We start from the raw sequence: 17,522 nt of genomic DNA, 5'->3' as shown, positions 1-17,522 counted from the left end.
CGCGCTGTCCCATATCCGCCACCCACGTCGGCCACCCGTCGGCCGGTACGCTCCGGGGCCGACGAGCGGACGCGACGAAGGGCGGAGGCGGAACATGGAAGGGTTCGAGGTGCGAACGGCGCGACCTGCCGAGCGGGCCGCCATCGACGCGCTGCACGAGCGAGAGTGGGGTGGCCCGTACGTGGTCGCCCACGACACCCGGCACGACGTGCGTACCCTGCCGACGCTTGTGGCTGTCGACGGCGCGGCGGTGCTCGGCGCGCTGACCTACCGCGTCGACGAGGACGCCCTGGAGGTGGTCACCCTCGTCGCGGCCGTGCCCGGCCGGGGCGTCGGCACGGCCCTGCTGTCGGCGGCGACGTCGATCGCGGCCGAGACCGGGCTGGCCCGGGTGTGGCTGATCACCTCGAACGACAACCTGCGGGCATTGCGGTTCTACCAGCGGCGCGGCATGCGGCTGGTCCACGTCGACCGGGGAGCGGTGGACCGCGCCCGCCAGCTCAAGCCGGAGATCCCGCTGGTGGGCGAGGACGGCATACCCCTGCACGACGAGCTGGTCCTGGAACGGCGTACCGCCGCCGGGGGTTAGCCTGCGGGCATGTCCGCAACGCCCTGGATCTCGCTGACCACCGACTACGGCCTCACCGACGGCTTCGTGGCCGCCTGCCACGGGGTGATCGCCCGGCTCGCGCCGGCCGTCCGGGTCATCGACGTGACCCACCTGGTGCCACCGGCGGACGTACGACGGGGCGCCGCGGTCCTGGCGCAGACGGTGCCGCACCTGCCCGTGGGTGTGCACGTGGCGGTGGTCGACCCGGGGGTGGGTACCGCCCGACGGGGCGTCGCGTTGGCCACCCCGGGTGGGCTGCTGGTCGGTCCGGACAACGGGCTGCTGCCGGACGCCGCCGCCGCTCTCGGCGGGGTGACCGCCGCGGTGCGGCTGATCGAGCCGAGTTGGCTGGCCGATCGGGTGTCCGGCACGTTCCACGGGCGCGACGTCTTCGCGCCCGTGGCGGCCCGGCTGGCGCTCGGCGCGCCCCTGGCCGAGGCGGGGCCGCCGGTCGACCCGGCGGGCCTGGTCCGGCTGCCGACGCCGACGCTGACCTCCGACGACGAGGGCTTCACCGCCGAGGTGCGAACAGTGGACCATTTCGGAAATGTCCAGTTGGCCGCCCCGGCGCACCTGCTCGACGGACTTCCGGCCACCCTGCGGGTCGGGCCGCCCGGCGCGGAGCCGGCCCGGCCGGCCGTCCGGGGACGGACGTTCGGGGATGCCCCGGCGAATGGCCTGGTGGTGTACGTCGACTCGGCCGAACTGGTCGCGGTCGCGGTGAACCGTGGGCGGGCGGTGGACCTCCTCCGGGTTGCCCCGGGTGACGTCCTGCGGGTTTCCCGCTGATATTCGACTGTGGAATGCTGCCCCGGTGGGTGAACAAGTGGTTCCCGTGGGCTGTCCCTGCTGTGCATCCCGGACCGGTGGGGGGACCTGCCCGGTCTGTTTCTGGACCGACGACGGCCAGACCGACGCCGACGCCGACGCGGTCCGCGGCGGCCCCAACGGTGATCTGAGCCTCTCGCACGCTCGACTCAACTACGCCGTCTACGGTGCCAGCCACCCGCGCTACCAGGACATGGTGCGCCCGGCCCGCCCCGACGAGCGCCCCTGATCGACGCCCGTCGGGCAAGCACGGGTCAGCAGACCGGCACAGCACCTCCGTAGACGACCGAGATGTACGCGTGGCTGACGTACTGGCCGGTGGCCAGCCGGTTCCACCGGGTGGTGGTGCGGTAGGGCCCCGCCACCGACTGTCCGGTCACGTAGCACTCGATCGGCACGGTGGCGAACCGGGCGGCGAGGCCACGCGCCGGAGACGAGGTGGTGGCCCCGCTGCGGATGTTGAGCGGCCCGTCACCGACCACGCCGCGCGGCCCACCACCGGTCCACAGGTAGGCGACGTCCACCCAGGCGTTGGTGGTCAACTGGAGGCCGTCCCAGAAGGTGCCGTCGGCCAGGTCGATGGCGGCAGGGTTGAGGACGGTCCGGCCGAACTGGTCCCGACCGCCGTTGTAGCCGGACTGGTAGGCCGCCTGCGCCTCGGGCCGGCCCTGCCCCAGGTCCTTCCAGTTCTCCCGCACCGCCGACGGGTTCCAGTAGTCGTCGCGAGTGTTCCACGGCCCGACGTCCCAGACCGGGGCGTACTCGCAGCGGGAGCCGCTGGTGGTGCAGACCCGCACGGTGTAGTCGCCGGAGTTGAGCGGGGCCAGGCTGCGCCGCGACGGTAGCGCCACGAAGTGGTCCCGGGGCTGCACGGTGCGACCGTTGGCGGTCTGCTCGCCGACCAGGCCGATCCGGGTGGCGAACACCCGGTAGGTGATGCCCGGCGTGGTCGCGGAGACGGCGGCGGTCGTGTCGGCGGTGAGCTGGACGCCGCGTACCGTCGCGGTGGCGCCACCGGCGGTGGCGGTGAGCACGACCCTGCTCTGCACCCGGCTCACCGGGCTGTCGAAGACGGCGCCGGCGGTGGCGGTCCGCCACTCGGTCCAGCCACTGGCCCGCCAACCTCGGACCTGGGCCTCGACGGTGGCGCCCGCCGGTGTCTGGGCACTGACCTGGGCGCGGACCCGGGTGGCCGGCCGCTTGAGGGTCCGGGGAGCGCTCAGCAGCATCCCCTCGGCGACAGCGCTGCGCGGGCTGCGTCCGGCGGGCCGGGCTTCGCGCAGGCGCAGCCCGGCGGCGGTGCGCCGGACGTTGACGTCGTCCCGGTCGACGACGGACAGGTCGGCGTTCCACAGTTCGCCGCCAGGTGCGGCGGCGGTGAAGGTGAGCGGGCTTCCGGCGGCGGGGACCTGGCTGGTGGCGGGTAGGAGGGTGGCGGTGAGGGCGAGGGTGAGGGGGACGACGAGGGCGAGGGACCGAGTACGACAATGCAGCCTGGACATAGGCATTCTCCTCAGAACTCCTTGACCCTCGCATGTCGGGAGATCATGAGGAACCTGTGTACAAATAGCGACACATGCGAATTCTGCTCAAATGAGGGAGGATGACAGGGTGCCCGAAGGCGACACCGTCTGGAACACCGCGCGTGTGCTGCATCGCGCGCTCGCCGGCGCGCGGATCACCGACAGTGACTTCCGGGTTCCCCAGCTCGCCACCACCGATCTCACCGGTTGGACCGTCCGCGAGTCGGCCAGCCGGGGCAAGCACCTGCTGCTGCGCCTCAGCGCCCCGAACGAGGCGCACTGGACCCTGCACTCGCACCTGCGGATGGACGGCGCCTGGCGGGCGTACGCCCCGGGGGAACGCTGGACCGGCCGGCCCGCCCACCTGATCCGGGTGGTGCTGCGCAGCCCCGGCGCCGTCGCGGTCGGCTATCACCTGCACGAGCTGACCCTCGTGCCGACCGCCGAGGAGGACCACCTGGTCGGCCACCTCGGCCCCGACCTGCTCGGCCCGGACTGGGACCCGGCCGAGGCGGTCCGCCGACTCGGCGGCCACCCGGAGCAGACGGTCGGCGAGGCGCTGCTGGACCAGCGCAACCTGGCCGGGGTGGGCAATCTCTACAAGTGCGAGGTGCTGTTCCTGCGCGGTGTGTCCCCGTGGACACCGGTCGGCGCGGTGCCCGACCTGCCCGGCCTGGTGGCCCTCTCGCAGCGGCTGCTCGCCGCCAACCGTGGCCGGTGGACGCAGAGCAGCACCGGCTCCCTGCGCCGGGGCGAGACCAGCTACGTGTATGGTCGCCGCGCCCAGCCGTGCCGCCGCTGCGGCACCGCGATCCGCAAGGAGGAGCTGGGCGAGAGGGTCACCTACTGGTGCCCGGTCTGCCAGCCCGCACACCCGGGCGCCCCGGAATCCAACTGACCAGGGCCGTCCCTCGACCAAGGCCATCCCAGATACGGACGATTGGGTAATTCCTATCCGGCCGTCTGAGTCGCATGCTGCGGTTGAGTGCTCACCGATCGTCAACAGAGCGCCGAGGCAGCCACGCCGGGGTGGCGACCCTCGCGCCCCGACCCGGGGAGAGTCATGGCGTTGTTCCGCAGGCTCCGCTCCACCTTCTTCGTCCGGGCCACCCGCGACACCGACGGCTCCGTCGACGGCGCGACGGCGTCCGTGCCGGCCGCGCGTACCGCCGAGCAGACCGCCCCCGCGCCGAGCCTGGACCCGACCGTGGTGCCCCGCTGCTTCGGTCCGGTGCCGAACTTCGCCCACAGCCCTCGCCCGAGGCGCGACACCGGCGGGCAGGTGGTGCCCGGGACCGGGCTGCGCAAGTTCGTCGACCCGCTGCCCGTACCGGGCCGGCACACCGGCACCGACCTCGGCGGTCAACTGCCGGTGGCGACGCCGGACACGATCAGCTATCCGGGCTGCGACTACTACGAGATCGTCGTGCAGGAGTACGCGCAACGGCTGCACCGGGACCTGCCCGCCACCCGGCTGCGCGGCTACCGGCAGCTCAACCTGGGCACCGACCCGGCGGGCCACAACACGGTGGCACCTCCGGAGCGGCCCTGGCACCTCGGCCCGATGGTCCTCGCCCGGCGGGGCCGCCCGGTCCGGGTGAAGTTCATCAACCACCTTCCGACCGGCCGGGCCGGTGAGCTGTTCCTGCCGGTCGACGACACCATCGAGGGGGCCGGGATCGGCCCGCTGGACGGACCCGCCCCGTTCCCGCAGAACCGCGCGGTGCTGCACCTGGCCGGCGCGCAGACCGGCTGGAACAGCGCCGGCAATCCGGGGCAGTGGATCACTCCGGCCGGGGAGATCACCCCGTACCCGAACGGGGTGGGCGTGACCCACGTGCCGGACATGCCACCGCCGGGTGCCGGGGCCACCACCCTCTACTACCCGAACGAGCAGAGCGGCCGGCTGCTGTGGTGGCACGACAACACCCTCGGCCTGGCCCGGCTCACCGTCTACGGCGGACAACTCGCGCTCTACCTGCTCACCGACCCGGCCGAGGAGCAACTCGTCGCCGACGCCGTGCTGCCGGCCGACCAACTGCCGCTGGTGATCGAGGACAAGACGTTCGTGCCGGACGACGCCCAACTCGCCGCCGAGGACCCGACCTGGGACCGGGAACGCTGGGGCGCCCGGGGCAGCCTCTGGCACCCGCACATCTACCAGCCACGGCAGAACCCGTACCGCTCCGGCGGACGCAACCCCACCGGCCGGTGGGACTACGGCCCCTGGTCGCGTGATCCCGCCCCGGACCACGCCCGCGCCGACGGCTGCGTCGCCAACCCGCACCACGACCCGGTCGACGCACCTGACGAACCGCCGTTGCGCCCCGGCGTGCCGCACCTGTCCGCGGTGCCCGAGGCGTACGGCGACACCCCGCTCGTCAACGGCGCCGCCTACCCGTACCTGGAGGTGGCGCCGCGCGCGTACCGGTTCCGGATCCTCAACGCCTGCCTGGACCGCAGCCTCAACCTCCAGCTCTACCGGGCCTGCTCCGACGCGCCGATGTGGACGGCCGACGGTGCGCTCGCCGACGCCGAAGCCGGGGAGGTGCCGATGGTGCCCGCGGTGCGGGCGGCGGACCGACCGACGGGTTGGCCGACCGACGGGCGCGACGGCGGTGTGCCGGATCCGCGCGCCGCCGGGCCGGAGTTCATCCAGATCGGCAACGAGGCCGGGCTGCTGCCCGCCCCGGTGGTGCTGCCGAACCGGCCGGTCGGCTACCGCTACGACCGGCTCGACCCGACCGTGCTGAACGTCGACGGGCACACCCTGCTGCTCGCGCCGGGTGAGCGGGCCGACGTGCTCGTCGACTTCTCCACCGTGCCGCCGGGCAGCACGCTGATCCTGTACAACGACGCCCCGGCGCCGCTGCCCGGCTTCGACCCACGCTACGACCAGCACACCGACGCACCGGACCGCACGGCCGAGGGTGGGCCGCCCGGCACCGAACCGGGGTACGGCCCGAACACGCGCACCCTGCTCCAGTTCCGGGTCGCGGGGGCTCCGGCGCCGCCGTACGACCTGGACCGGCTGCGCGAACGGCTACCCGTGGCGTACGCGGCCAGTCAACGCCCGCCGATCGTGCCGCAGCCGGCGTACGACCCGGCGTTCGGCACCCAGACCGCGTCGACGACAACGGTGCCGGTGCACGCCACCTCGGTGACGATCACACCGACGGCCGGCGCGGACCCGATGACGCTGCCCATCGCGGTCAAGGCCGTACAGCAGGTCTTCGAGCCCGACCACGGCCGGCTGGTCGGCCGACTCGGCGTCGGACACCCGCACGCCGGGCCGCTCAACCCGACGACCCTGCCCCTCGGGCCGACCGACCCGGTCACCGAGGTGCTCTTCGCCACCGACCCCGCCGTGCCGCTGGGCACCACCAACGACGGCACCCAGATCTGGCGGATCAGCGGCAACGTCCGGCAGACCGAACCGCTGCACGTCGGCGGCTGCGACGTGCAGGTGGTCAACCGGGTCGGTTGGGACGGCACGCTGCGGCTCCCCCACGGCACCGAGTTGGGCTGGAAGCAGATCGTCCGGGTCAACCCCCGGGAGGACGTGGTGGTGGCGCTGCGCCCGGTCGCCCCGACGTTGCCGTTCAAGCTGGGCGACAGCGTCCGGCTGCTCGACCCGTGCCGCCCGGCCGGCGCACGGACCGGGTCGACCCCGGTCAGCCCGGCGGACGGGCGACCCGCCACCGTGGTCAACCACCTGGTCAACCTGGGCTGGGAATACCGCTGGCACAGCCAACTCGCCGGCCACCGCGACGGTGGGATGACCCGGCCACTTGTGCTCCGGGTGACACCGAAGGCACCGACCGGGCTGACCGCCACGCCGGTGCCCGGCTCGGCCACCGCGCTACCCGCGATCGCGCTCGCCTGGACCAGCAACGGCGGCCGGCCACCGGCCACCAGTCACCTGCTGCACCGGGCCACCGACGCGACCTTCGACGGCGAGATCACCACGATCACCGTCGCGGCGGCCGCCACCCGGTACACGGACGCGTCCGTCACTCCCGGGGTGACCTACCACTACCGGATCCGGGCGGAGAACGCGGTCAGCTACTCGTCCTGGTCCAACGGGGTGCCGGCCTCGGTGCACCTGGCCGCGCCGAGTGGCCTGGTCGCGGCACTGCCGCCCGCCGCGCCGCTACGGGTGGCCCTGCGCTGGGTGAACCGCTCGTTCGCCACCGGCATCGACGTGCAGCGGGCCACCAACCCGACATTCACCAGCGGGCCGGGCACCACGGCGATCGGTGCCGGCGACAATCACCTGGATGTCGCGATCGCACCGGACACGACGTACTACTACCGGGTGCGGACCACCTATCTGGGTGCCGCCTCGGCCTGGTCGACGATCGCCGCGGTGACCTCCCCGCCCGCGCCGGGCACCCCGAACGGGGTGAGCGCCACGGCGAGCGCACCCGGACCGGACACCGCGACGGTGGTCCTGGCCTGGGCGGCGAGCACCCCCGCCGGCCCGGGGTCCGGGTTCATCGTGCAGCGGGCGCTGGACCCGACGTTCGACCGGGAGGTGGCCACCTTCACGGTGACCGGTCGCGGCTTCAGCAACACGGGACTGGCCCGGGGCCTCACCTACCACTACCGGATCCGGTCGTTCAACGTCGTGGGCAGCTCGCCGTACACCGTCCCGGTCCGGGTAACGACGCCGCCGTGACCGGCCGGTGGGCGCGGTACGGGTCGCTCAGCGGGTCGGCGCGCGCGACGGAGTGCCGACGGTGCGCAGCTCGGCCAGCGCCCCGGCCACCCCGTGCAGCAGGTCGGTCGCCTCGGTGAGCCGGTCGGCGGCCGGGTGGGTGGGCTCCGGTCGGGCGTCCTCGGCCAGGTAACCGGCAGCGGCGACCACCAGCCGTTCGTAGGCCGCGACCCCACCCTCCAACTGGGCGGTCAGCATGGCGTGTGCCTCGGCCAGCGGCGGACGGGCGTCGGCCGGCGCCAGCCGCAGCGCACGTTCGACGCTGGCCACGCGTGCGGCCAGGTCGCGCAGCGAACGGTCGGCGGCGGCGGCCTCCAGCACCGCCGGCTCGGCCAGCCCGGTGAGCCGGGGGGCCATGCCGGCCAGGGTGAGCGCCGCACGGTCCAGTCGGGCCCACTGCTCGCCCGCGCTGGTGCCGCGCAGGGCGATCCGGGAGCGGACCCGGCGGACCTCGGCAAGCACCCCCGGGCCGACCGGCAGCCGCTCGACGGCGGCGATGAGGCGGGCCCGCGACCGGGCCGCCGCCTCCGCGGGGTCGAGCGCGGGCGGTGCGGGCTGGGCGGCGAGGGCGCGCACGTCGATCCAGCGCCAGGCGGCGAGCGCCACCGCACTGCCCGCGGCGCCGGCCCAGGCCGCGTCGGGCAGACCAAGGCCGGCGTACGGGGTGAGCACCGCGGCCGCACCCCCGAGCCCACCGGCCAGGACGCTCCACCGTCGGGCGGACCGGCGGAGCCGACCCAGTCTGCGGAAGTACCGTGTGCGCTCGTCTGCCACCCTGACCCCCTCGGTCCGGTCGTTCAGCCGGCGGCGGTCGGGTCGCCGGTGCCCCGTTCGCGGGCCATGCTGGCACGCAACTCGTCGAGTCGGGCAGCGGCCGTCGGGTCGGTGGCCGGGCCAGCCTTCTCGGCCGGCCGTTGCGCCGCGCCGCCGAGTTGCTCCCCCGCCATGCTGGACCGGATCTGCTCCAGCCGGGCCGAACCGGCCGAGTCGATAGTCGCCTTCTGGATCTCCAACATCCGGCCCTCGACGGAGTTGCCGGCCAGCTCGGCGCGGCCCATCGCGTTGGCGTACCGCCGCTCGATGCGGTCGCGCACCTCGTCCAGGGACGGGGTGTTGGTGGGCGCGGTCAGCGACGACATCGACTCCAGCGAGCGGGCCACCGACTCCTGCATCTTGGCCTGCTCCAGTTGGCTGAGCAGCTTGGTGCGCTCGGCGAGCTTCTGCTGGAGGATCATCGAGTTGTTCTCGACCGCACGGCGGGCCTGGGCGGCGGCACCCAGCGCCTGGTCGTGCAGGGTCTTGAGGTCTTCGGTGGCCTGTTCGGCGGAGACCAGCTGGGTGGCCAGGGTCTGCGCCGACTGCTCGAACCGCGTGGCCTCGGCCTCGTCACCCTTGGCCCGGGCCTGGTCGGACAGCACCAGGGCCTGCCGGGCGTTGCCCTGCAACCGCTCGACCTCGGACATCTGCCGGGACAGCTTCATCTCCAGCTGACGCTGGTTGCCGATCACCGCGGCAGCCTGCTGCACCAGCGCCTGGTGCTGCCGCTGGGCATCCTCGATGGCCTGCTGGATCTGCACCTTCGGATCGGCATGCTCGTCGATCTTTGAACCGAAGAGCGCCATCAGGTAGTTCCAACCCTTGACGAACGGGTTCGCCATCTCCGCCGTATCCCCTCAGTAGCGTCGCTCCACCACGGCCGGCCGGGCCGGATGGACCGACTGGCCGCCACCGGCCGATCTCCATCGTCCCAGCCGGATGCCAGTGAGGCATCCGTACCGGTCGGTCGACCGCACCGGCAGCTCCTGTGGGCCACCCTACGCGGCCGGAGCCAGCCCTCCCACGGTCAACCGAGCGACCGGCTCAGGCGGCGCAGACCACGTCCCGGTCGCGCTCGGTCGGGCGGACGCGCGCGCTGCGCAGCGTGGCCTTGAGCGGCGAGTCCTGGCGGACGGAGACGGAGACCTTGCCATCCGAGGTGACCTGCCGGACGCCCCGGCTGGTGCTCTTGGACACAGCCCCGGCGTCGGCCGGCTCGTCCTGCATCGAGACGAGCACCTCGGGCATCTGCTCGGCGAGCGCCACGGTGTCGCTCACCTCGCGGAGAAGCTCGGACAGACGGGCACCGAGGGCGTCACAGATCGCGGCGAGCAGTTCGCTGGACGGCTCCTTGTGCCCCCGCTCAATCTCGGAGAGGTAGCCGAGGCTGACGTTGGCGGCGGTGGAGACCTCACGCAGCGTGCGCTGCTGCCCCTGCCGGCGCGCCCGCAGTGCGTCACCGATCACCCGGCGTAGCAGGATCATCGCACCTCCCCCTGAGGGATACCTCGCGCCCGGCGCTGGGCGGCCGGCCGCGGCGGACCGCGCCGACCCCGAACGTCGGAGCCTTCCCGCAACCGTACCCGTTGCGAGCCCCGCCGACATCCCGCCCCGCCCGCCGGTTCGTCGAGACGGCCTCACGTCGGGTGGCACCGACCGTCGCCACCTGCCCCGGATGCTCCCCGGTCAACTCGCGGGCAGCGGGGCATCCGCGGTGTCGGCGGCGTGGATCTGCTCGGCGAGCAGCCGCAGCGCCTCGACCACCGCCGCGGAGCGGACGTGGTCCCGCCCGCCGTCCAGGTCGAGCTGTCGGACCTCGGCGCCGTTCGGTCCGGCGACCGCGACGTAGACCAGGCCGACGGGCTTGCCGTCCTGCGGTTCGGGGCCGGCGACGCCGGTGGTGGCCACTCCCCAGTCCGCGCCGCAGCGCTCGCGGCCGCCCGCGGCGAGCGCCGCCGCCACGTCCGGGTCCACCGGCCCCCGCTCGGACAGCAGGTCGGTGGGGACGCCGGCCAGGGTGCCCTTCAACTCGGTGGCGTAGACCACAAGGCCACCCCGGTAGATCCCGCTGACTCCGGCGATCTCCACGATCGAGGCGGCCAGCAGCCCACCGGTGAGTGATTCGACGGTGGCCAGGGTCTCGTGCCGCTGGGCCAGTCGGTGCACGACTCCGGCTGCCGCACTGCCCACCTCGGCGTCGTCCGCCGCACCGTCCGCCGGCCGTTCACGACCCGTGTCCCGCCGCATCAACCCGCCCTCCCCGCCACACCCACACCCTTCCCCGCCCACCGACCCCCAACCCTGCCGGCCCGATCGCGTCGATCATGAGGTTAGCGTCGCGACACGCCGCCCCGGACGCCGACAACCTCATGATCACCGGGATAACTCGCCGGGGGTGGGGGTCAGCGGGGGCGGCGAAGGCGGAGGGCTTGGGCTATGTAGTCGAAGCCGGTCGCCACCGTGACCAGGACGGCGGCGGCCATGATCCACGGACCGACGGCGGCGAGGGCGGCGGGCATCGGCCAGAGGTACCAGGCGATGGCCAGGATCTGCAGCGCGGTCTTGACCTTGCCGCCTCGGCTGGCCGCGATCACGCCGTGCCGGATCACCCAGAACCGCAGCCCCGTGATGCCCAACTCGCGGACGAGGATCAGCGTGGTCACCCACCAGGGCAACCTGTCGTACCAGGACAGCAACACCAGGGCGGCACCCGTGAGCGCCTTGTCCGCGATCGGGTCGGCCACCTTGCCGACCGACGTGACAAGACCGAACCGGCGGGCGATCCAGCCATCCACGAGATCCGTCGCCGACGCCACCGCGAAGATCAGACAGGCTGCCATCCGCCAGCCGGAGTGGGTCATCCCGGACATGACCACCGAGGCGGCGAAGACCGGCACCAGCGCGAGTCGCAGGGCGGTCAGCGCGTTGGCCGCGTTGACGACGGGCACCACGGCGACCACCCGGGCCGGCGTCGACTCCGCCGCCCCCGTCACCGCCGCGCTCCGTGGCGTTTCCGGCACCGCACCACTGGGCTCCCCCGCTCCGCCTGGGCCCACCGTCACCGTGCCGCGCCGGGCGCCGCCGAGATCATCTCATCCGGCACCGCCAGCAGGTCCACCCCTTCGGTGCCGGTCACCGTCGCGCGTACCAGGTCACCCGGTCGCAGCGCGGCGAGGTCGACCCCGCCCTCGACCGGGGCGACCAGGGTGGTGGAACCGTCCACCTCCGGCGCCTGATGCGCCGCCCGACCCTCCACCACACCGTCCGAGATCGAGTCGACGAGCACCTCGACGGTCGAGCCGAGCCGGTCCTCGGCCCGCTGTGAGCACAACTCGTCGGCGAGCGCGCTCAGCCGGTCGTAGCGCCGCTTGATCGTCGCGGCGGAGACCTTGCCGGGCAGGCCGGCGGCCTCGGTGCCGTCCTCGTCGCTGTAGTCGAACATCCCGATCGCGTCCAGCCGGGCCTCGGTCAGGAACCGGACCAGCTCGTCGACATCGGCGCGGGTCTCGCCGGGGAAACCGACGATGAAGTTGCTCCGGGCGCCCGCGTCCGGGGCCAACGCCCGGGCACCCGCGAGCAGCTCCAGGAAACGGTCGGTGGAACCGAAACGCCGCATCCGGCGCAGCACCGGCTCACTCGAGTGCTGGAACGACAGGTCGAAGTACGCGGCCACGCCCGGGGTGTTGGCGATCGCCTCGACCAGCCCGGGACGGGTCTCCGCCGGCTGGAGGTAGCTCGCCCGCACCCGGACGATGCCGGTCACCGCGGCGAGCTGCGGCAGCAGCTTCTCCAGCGCGCGGGGGTCACCGAGGTCCTTGCCGTACGACGTGGAGTTCTCACTGACCAGCACCAGCTCCCGTACGCCGGTCTTGGCCAACCACTCCGCCTCGGCGAGCAACTCGTCGGGCGTACGCGAGACGAACGCCCCCCGGAAGGCGGGAATGGCACAGAACGCGCAACGCCGGTCGCAGCCACTGGCCAGCTTCAACGAGGCCACCGGGCCGGTGTCCAGTCGGCGGCGCAGGATCTGCCGCAGGTGCGCGGGGGTGTGCTCGTCGGTGTCGACGGCGGCGCGGCTCACGGTGCCGTGACCGGGCAGCGACACGGCGCTGTCGCGCCGCTTCACCGGGGTCAGCGGCAGCAGTTCGCGCCGGTCGCGCGGGGTGTGCGCGGTGATCTGCTCACCGGCGACGACCGCGTTCAGCCGGGCGGCGATGTCCGGGTAGTCGTCGAAGCTCAGCACCGCCTGCGCCTCGGGCAGGCTGTCGGCCAGCTCCCGGCCGTACCGCTCGGCCATGCAGCCCGCCGCGACCACCTTGGCGCCGGTCCCGGCGGCGGCGAGCAGGGTCTGGATGGAATCCTGCTTGGCCTTCTCCACGAAGCCGCAGGTGTTGACGACGACCACGTCGGCGCCCTCGCCGTCGGTGGTCACCTGCCAGCCGTCGGCGTGCAGCCGTGCGGCCAGCTCCTCCGAGTCGACCTCGTTACGGGCGCAGCCCAGGGTGAGCAGGGCTACGCGACGGCCCTCGGCGTTGTCAGAGGGGGCAGGAGAGGTGGCAGACACCATCCGAGGGTACCGGGCCGTCCGGGGAAGCCCTCGCACACGGGGCTGCGGCGACGGCCGGACGCACGGCTCGGCACCGAATCGGTCACCCGGTCCCACGCCGGCGCTCAGCGCGCCACGGCGCCGATGCGGGTCAACGCATCGAGCAGAAAGACCTCGGTGCCGGCCAGGCCGGTGGAGCAGAAGACCGAGATCTGGTCCGCGGTGGTCCGGCCGGGGACCGCGCCGGCCAGGATGCCGCCCAGGTCGCGCAACCGCCCGGCGTACGGGGGCGTGGCCGCGAGCATCGGCGGCTGGTAGTCCGCCGCCTGGGCTGGCGAGTCGGTGACCAGCAGGTCGGCGACGTCCAGCAGGTCGGTGCCGAACTCGCTGCGGTCCCGCTGCTTGAAGCCGACCGCGTTGACGTGCGTGCCGGGGCTGAGGTCGGCGGCACGCAACACCGGGGTCGGGCTGGTCGTCGCGAGCACCACGATGTCCCGCCCGGCGACGGCCGAGCCCGGGTCGGCCACCGTTCGGGCGGGCACGCCCAGCTCGGCGCGGACCCGCGCGGCGAGGGCGTCCCGCCGGGCCGCGGAGCGGCTGTGCACCACCACCTCGCGCAGCGGGCGGACCGCGGCGGCGGCCCAGACCTGGGTCCACGCCTGCCGGCCGGAGCCGATCACGCCGAGGGTGGCCGCGTCCGGACGGGCCAGGGCGTCGACCGCCAGGGCACCCAACCCTCCGGTACGACGGGACCCCAGCTCCTCGCCCACCGCCACCGCCCGGATCGCCCCGGTGCCCGCGTCGTGCAGCACCACCAGCTGCTCGCCCTGCGGGTGGCCGAAGGTGTCGTAGGAGCGAAAGCCGTACCACTCGCCGACCAGGTGCCCCGCGGTGAGCACCAGCCGCCCACCGCCCAGCGGGGCGGCGGCCCGGGGCGGGGCCACGAGGCGTCCCTCGTACGCGGCCAGGAGGGCGGCCCGCATGGCGTCGACCGTGGTGGCGGCGTCCAGTGCGGCGGCGACCTCGGAGTCGGCATAGATCAGCGTCATGGTGGACATCCTGCAAGTTAGAGTCAAGTGCAGGTCAAGAAGGGGTGGCGGGAGTCACTGCGCCATCGCCGCCCAACCCCATCCATCCGCCCCGACCGCCGACCGGTGCTAGCGTCGGCTTCGGTGGCCCGCGGCCACCCCGGACGAGTGGTGGGCGTACCCGGTCAGGCCAAGACGCCCCGCGACGTGCAGACCCGACTCGTCCCGGCCCCCGGCGGCCCGGGCACTCTCGCGTGAGGTGAACGATGGCCTGGCTGGTGTTGGTGATCTCCGGACTGCTGGAGACGGCCTGGGCGGTCGCCCTGGACCGCAGCGCCGGCTTCAGCCGGCTGGTCCCGTCCGTGGTGTTCGCGGTGACGCTGGTCCTGAGCATGGCCGGCCTGGCGTACGCGCTGCGCGAGATCCCGGTCGGTACCGGTTACGCGGTCTGGGTCGGCATCGGCGCGGTCGGCACCGCGCTGGTCGGGATGCTGGCGCTCGGCGAGTCGGCGAGCCTGCCCCGGATCCTGTGCCTGCTGCTGGTGGTCGCCGGCGTGATCGGCCTGAAGATCTTCCACTGAGCAGTCACCTCGGCAGGCGTGACCACCGCCCACAGTGGGTAGTGATCGTGCCGTCACGACAGGCTCTCACCCGGAGGAAGACATGGCCGACCTGCCCAGCAACGCACGCCCCCGCGCCAACGCTGCCCGGATCCTCACCATCGTGGGCTTCGTCTTCGCGGTTCTCGCCCTGCTGCTTCCCCCGATCGTCTTCGGCGTGCTCGGCATCGTCGCGGGCATCGTCGGCGCGGTGCTCGGTGACAAGCCACTGGGCTGGTACGCCGCGGCGGCCAGCCTCGTCGGCGCGATCATCGGCACCGCCATCGCCGCCGCGTTGCTCAACTGAAAACTCCCCCGAGTCACGGGCCCGCCGGCTGCCGGCGGGCCCGTCGTGTTTGCGGGGTCGGTCGTCCTCGTCGGTCAGTCCACGTCGCCGCGCAGGCCGACCAGGACGTCCTCCAGCTCGTCCGGCTTGACCAGCACGTCGCGCGCCTTCGACCCCTCCGACGGCCCGACCACTCCCCGGGTCTCCATCAGGTCCATCAGGCGACCCGCCTTGGCGAAACCGACACGAAGCTTGCGTTGCAGCATCGAGGTCGAGCCGAACTGCGAGGTCACCACCAGCTCCACCGCCTGCACCAGCAGGTCGAGATCGTCGCCGATGTCCTCGTCGATCTTCTTCTTGTTCTCCTGCGCGGGGGCCAGCACGTCCTTGCGGAACTCCGGCTCGCGCTGGTCCTTGCAGAACTTCACGACGTCGGCGATCTCCCGCTCGGTGACCCAGGCGCCCTGGATGCGGACCGGCTTGGAGGCGCCCATCGGCAGGAAGAGGCCGTCACCGCGGCCGAGCAGCTTCTCCGCGCCCGGCTGGTCGAGGATGACCCGGGAGTCCGCGAGCGAGGAGGTGGCGAACGCCAGCCGGGACGGCACGTTCGCCTTGATCAGACCGGTCACCACGTCGACCGAGGGCCGTTGGGTGGCCAGGACCAGGTGGATGCCGGCCGCGCGCGCCAGCTGGGTGATCCGGACGACGGAGTCCTCCACGTCGCGCGGCGCGACCATCATCAGGTCGGCCAACTCGTCCACGATCACCAACAGGTACGGGTACGGGCGCATCTCCCGTTCGCTGCCCGGCGGGGCCTTGATCTCGCCGTTGCGGACCTTGCGGTTGAAGTCGTCGATGTGGCGGACACCGTTGGCGGCGAGGTCGTCGTAGCGCATGTCCATCTCGCGGACCACCCAGTCCAGCGAGTCGGCCGCCTTCTTGGCATTTGTCACGATCGGGGTGACCAGGTGCGGGATGCCCTCGTAGCCGGTCATCTCGACCCGCTTCGGGTCGATCAGCAGCAGCCGCACCTCGTCCGGAGTGGCCCGGGTGAGGACGGACACCAGCAGGGTGTTGAGGCAGCTCGACTTTCCGGCACCGGTGGCCCCGGCGATCAGAATGTGCGGCATCTTCGCGAGGTTGGCCACCACGTAGCCACCCTCGATGTCCTTGCCGAGCGCCACCACCATCGGATGGTGGTCGCTCGTCGCCGCCCGTGAGCGCAGCACGTCACCGAGGGCGACGTTCTCCGGGTCGGTGTTCGGGATCTCCACGCCGACCGCGCTCTTGCCCGGGATCGGGCTGAGGATCCGGACGTCCGGCGACTTCACCGCGTACGCGATGTTGCGGGAGAGCTGGGTGATCCGCTCGACCTTGACGCCGTGCCCCAGCTCGACCTCGTAGCGGGTGACGGTCGGGCCGCGGGTGAAGCCGGTGACCGCCGCGTCCACGTCGAACTGGTCGAACACCCCGGTCAGCGCGGCGATCACCTCGTCGTTGGCCTTGCTGCGGGTCTTCGCGGCGGCGCCGGCGCTGAGCATGTTGGCCGGCGGCAGCCTGTAGTCCCCGGCCAGCCCGGTCAACGCGAGCTGCTCGGCCCGCGTCGGCGCGGGCGAGTGCTCCGGCGGCTCGACCGGCGGCCGGCGGCTCGCCGGCACCTTCGCCGGAGACTTGCGCGGCAGCACCACGGTCTCCTGGAGGTCCACACCGTCCAGGTCCTCGAAGTCGTCCGGGTCCACCGGTGGAGGCATCCGCTTCGCCGGCCGCTTCCGCGCCCGCTGGGCGGCCGGCTCGTCGGCTTCCTCGGCGGCCTCCGGCGCGGCGACCAGCCCGCCGGCCAGCAGGCCCAGCCGCTCCGGAATCTTGTTGATCGGTGTCGCCGTCACCACGAGCAGACCGAAGAGCAGCAGCAGGATCAGCAGCGGCACCGCCACCCAGGCGGTGACCGCGCGCTCCAGCAGCCCGCCGATGCCCGCGCCGACCAACCCGCCCGCGAAGTCCCGTTGTAGTGGGTTGGCCGGGGCCTGACCGATGTGCAGCAGCGCGGCGGTCGAGACGAGCAGCGAGGTCCAGCCGATCAACCCGCGGCCCCGGTGTTCCGGATCGGCCGGCTGGCGCATCAACCGCCAGGCCCCGATCATCAACAGCACCGGTACGACCACCGAGATCGCGCCCAGGAACAACCGGATCGTGTCGGCCAGTCGGGCACCCACCGGACCCGCTCCGGAGAGCCAGAGCGCCACGGCGGTGAGCAGGGCGAACCCGAACAGCAGCAGCCCGGCGCCGTCGCGGCGGTGCTCCGGGTCGAGGTCGCGGGCGGAGGCGGCCTGTCGACCGGCGGCCCGCACCGCCCAGCCCATCCCGTGCGCCACGCCCATCCACAGTGCGCCCACCGCGCGGCCCACGTAGACAGCCGCGCCGGGCCGGGCCGGCACCGCACGACGCCGGACCGGCGCGCGGGTCTTCTTCGCTGGTTGGCGGGCACGACTGTTGGTGCCACCGCGCGGCGACGCGCCGCGCCGCCGGCTCGCCTGAGAGGTACGGCCCGCCATAGAGTCACGGTAAC

Annotated in this window: 16 protein-coding genes and 1 riboswitch; of the genes, 7 read left to right on the top strand and 9 right to left on the bottom strand. The window is 73.3% G+C overall.

Translation table 11 applies throughout. From position 1 onward, the window contains the following. Window positions 1-94 precede the first annotated feature (94 nt). Genes AB0O48_RS17835 through AB0O48_RS17825 form a run of 3 tightly spaced genes read left to right on the top strand, consistent with a single transcriptional unit; the run spans window position 95 to window position 1,667 of the window. Window positions 95-589 carry a GNAT family N-acetyltransferase gene (locus AB0O48_RS17835; protein ID WP_357247391.1) on the top strand — a complete coding sequence of 165 codons (495 nt, stop codon included), beginning with the start codon at window positions 95-97 and terminating at the stop codon, window positions 587-589. A 9-nt stretch (window positions 590-598) separates the two neighbouring features. After that, window positions 599-1,399 carry an SAM-dependent chlorinase/fluorinase gene (locus tag AB0O48_RS17830; RefSeq protein ID WP_365066799.1) on the top strand — a complete coding sequence of 267 codons (801 nt, stop codon included), beginning with the start codon at window positions 599-601 and terminating at the stop codon, window positions 1,397-1,399. A 25-nt stretch (window positions 1,400-1,424) separates the two neighbouring features. Further along, complete coding sequence (locus AB0O48_RS17825; protein WP_110566168.1) at window positions 1,425-1,667, top strand: CPCC family cysteine-rich protein; 243 nt, start codon at window positions 1,425-1,427, stop codon at window positions 1,665-1,667. Window positions 1,668-1,692: 25 nt separating this feature from the next. On the opposite strand, the gene AB0O48_RS17820 is transcribed toward AB0O48_RS17825, so the two are convergent. After that, window positions 1,693-2,940 (bottom strand): hypothetical protein, encoded by a 1,248-nt coding sequence (locus AB0O48_RS17820; protein WP_357247385.1) that lies wholly within the window; start codon window positions 2,938-2,940, stop codon window positions 1,693-1,695. Between the two features lie 109 nt (window positions 2,941-3,049). Here AB0O48_RS17820 and AB0O48_RS17815 point away from each other — a divergent pair, with 109 nt between their 5' ends. Further along, entirely contained in the window at window positions 3,050-3,859 is an 810-nt protein-coding gene (locus AB0O48_RS17815) for a DNA-formamidopyrimidine glycosylase family protein (protein ID WP_365066795.1), read from the top strand. A gap of 165 nt (window positions 3,860-4,024) precedes the next feature. Then, complete coding sequence (locus AB0O48_RS17810; RefSeq protein ID WP_365066792.1) at window positions 4,025-7,642, top strand: hypothetical protein; 3,618 nt, start codon at window positions 4,025-4,027, stop codon at window positions 7,640-7,642. A gap of 27 nt (window positions 7,643-7,669) precedes the next feature. Here AB0O48_RS17810 and AB0O48_RS17805 read toward each other — a convergent pair whose 3' ends face one another. From AB0O48_RS17805 to AB0O48_RS17775, 7 genes are all read right to left on the bottom strand, one after another. Beyond that, on the bottom strand, window positions 7,670-8,455 hold the full coding sequence (locus tag AB0O48_RS17805) for a hypothetical protein (protein ID WP_357247376.1): 786 nt from the start codon (window positions 8,453-8,455) through the stop codon (window positions 7,670-7,672). 23 nt (window positions 8,456-8,478) lie between these two features. Then, window positions 8,479-9,339, bottom strand: a complete 861-nt coding sequence (locus AB0O48_RS17800; RefSeq protein ID WP_357247373.1) for a PspA/IM30 family protein — start codon at window positions 9,337-9,339, stop codon at window positions 8,479-8,481. A 202-nt stretch (window positions 9,340-9,541) separates the two neighbouring features. Next, window positions 9,542-9,982, bottom strand: coding sequence for a helix-turn-helix transcriptional regulator (locus tag AB0O48_RS17795; protein WP_357247370.1), 441 nt, complete (start codon window positions 9,980-9,982; stop codon window positions 9,542-9,544). A gap of 201 nt (window positions 9,983-10,183) precedes the next feature. Beyond that, window positions 10,184-10,744: a CinA family protein gene (locus tag AB0O48_RS17790; RefSeq protein WP_357247367.1), complete on the bottom strand. Its 561-nt coding sequence runs from the start codon at window positions 10,742-10,744 to the stop codon at window positions 10,184-10,186. 155 nt (window positions 10,745-10,899) lie between these two features. After that, the gene (gene pgsA, locus AB0O48_RS17785; RefSeq protein WP_357247364.1) at window positions 10,900-11,490 is read right to left on the bottom strand and encodes a CDP-diacylglycerol--glycerol-3-phosphate 3-phosphatidyltransferase; all 591 of its coding nucleotides are present in this window, start codon (window positions 11,488-11,490) and stop codon (window positions 10,900-10,902) included. Window positions 11,491-11,555: 65 nt separating this feature from the next. After that, window positions 11,556-13,064 (bottom strand): 30S ribosomal protein S12 methylthiotransferase RimO, encoded by a 1,509-nt coding sequence (rimO, locus tag AB0O48_RS17780; RefSeq protein ID WP_365066786.1) that lies wholly within the window; start codon window positions 13,062-13,064, stop codon window positions 11,556-11,558. Window positions 13,065-13,168: 104 nt separating this feature from the next. After that, window positions 13,169-14,092, bottom strand: coding sequence for an ornithine cyclodeaminase family protein (locus tag AB0O48_RS17775; protein WP_357247357.1), 924 nt, complete (start codon window positions 14,090-14,092; stop codon window positions 13,169-13,171). A 119-nt stretch (window positions 14,093-14,211) separates the two neighbouring features. Then, window positions 14,212-14,276: riboswitch (guanidine-III (ykkC-III) riboswitch) on the top strand. 61 nt (window positions 14,277-14,337) lie between these two features. On the opposite strand from AB0O48_RS17775, the gene AB0O48_RS17770 reads away from it, so the two are divergent. Together AB0O48_RS17770 and AB0O48_RS17765 are read left to right on the top strand one after the other, a co-directional pair. After that, entirely contained in the window at window positions 14,338-14,652 is a 315-nt protein-coding gene (locus AB0O48_RS17770) for an SMR family transporter (RefSeq protein WP_357247354.1), read from the top strand. An 82-nt stretch (window positions 14,653-14,734) separates the two neighbouring features. Further along, a complete protein-coding gene (locus AB0O48_RS17765; RefSeq protein WP_357247351.1) occupies window positions 14,735-14,977 on the top strand; it encodes a hypothetical protein in 243 nt (80 codons plus the stop codon). Window positions 14,978-15,051: 74 nt separating this feature from the next. Here the strand turns inward: AB0O48_RS17765 and AB0O48_RS17760 are convergent, their stop codons facing one another. Further along, complete coding sequence (locus tag AB0O48_RS17760; RefSeq protein ID WP_357247348.1) at window positions 15,052-17,508, bottom strand: DNA translocase FtsK; 2,457 nt, start codon at window positions 17,506-17,508, stop codon at window positions 15,052-15,054. Between the last annotated feature and the right edge of the window lie 14 nt (window positions 17,509-17,522).

Source organism: Micromonospora sp. NPDC085948 (assembly GCF_040686315.1).
GTDB lineage: Bacteria > Actinomycetota > Actinomycetes > Mycobacteriales > Micromonosporaceae > Micromonospora.
This window is presented reverse-complemented; position numbering and strand designations above follow the sequence as displayed.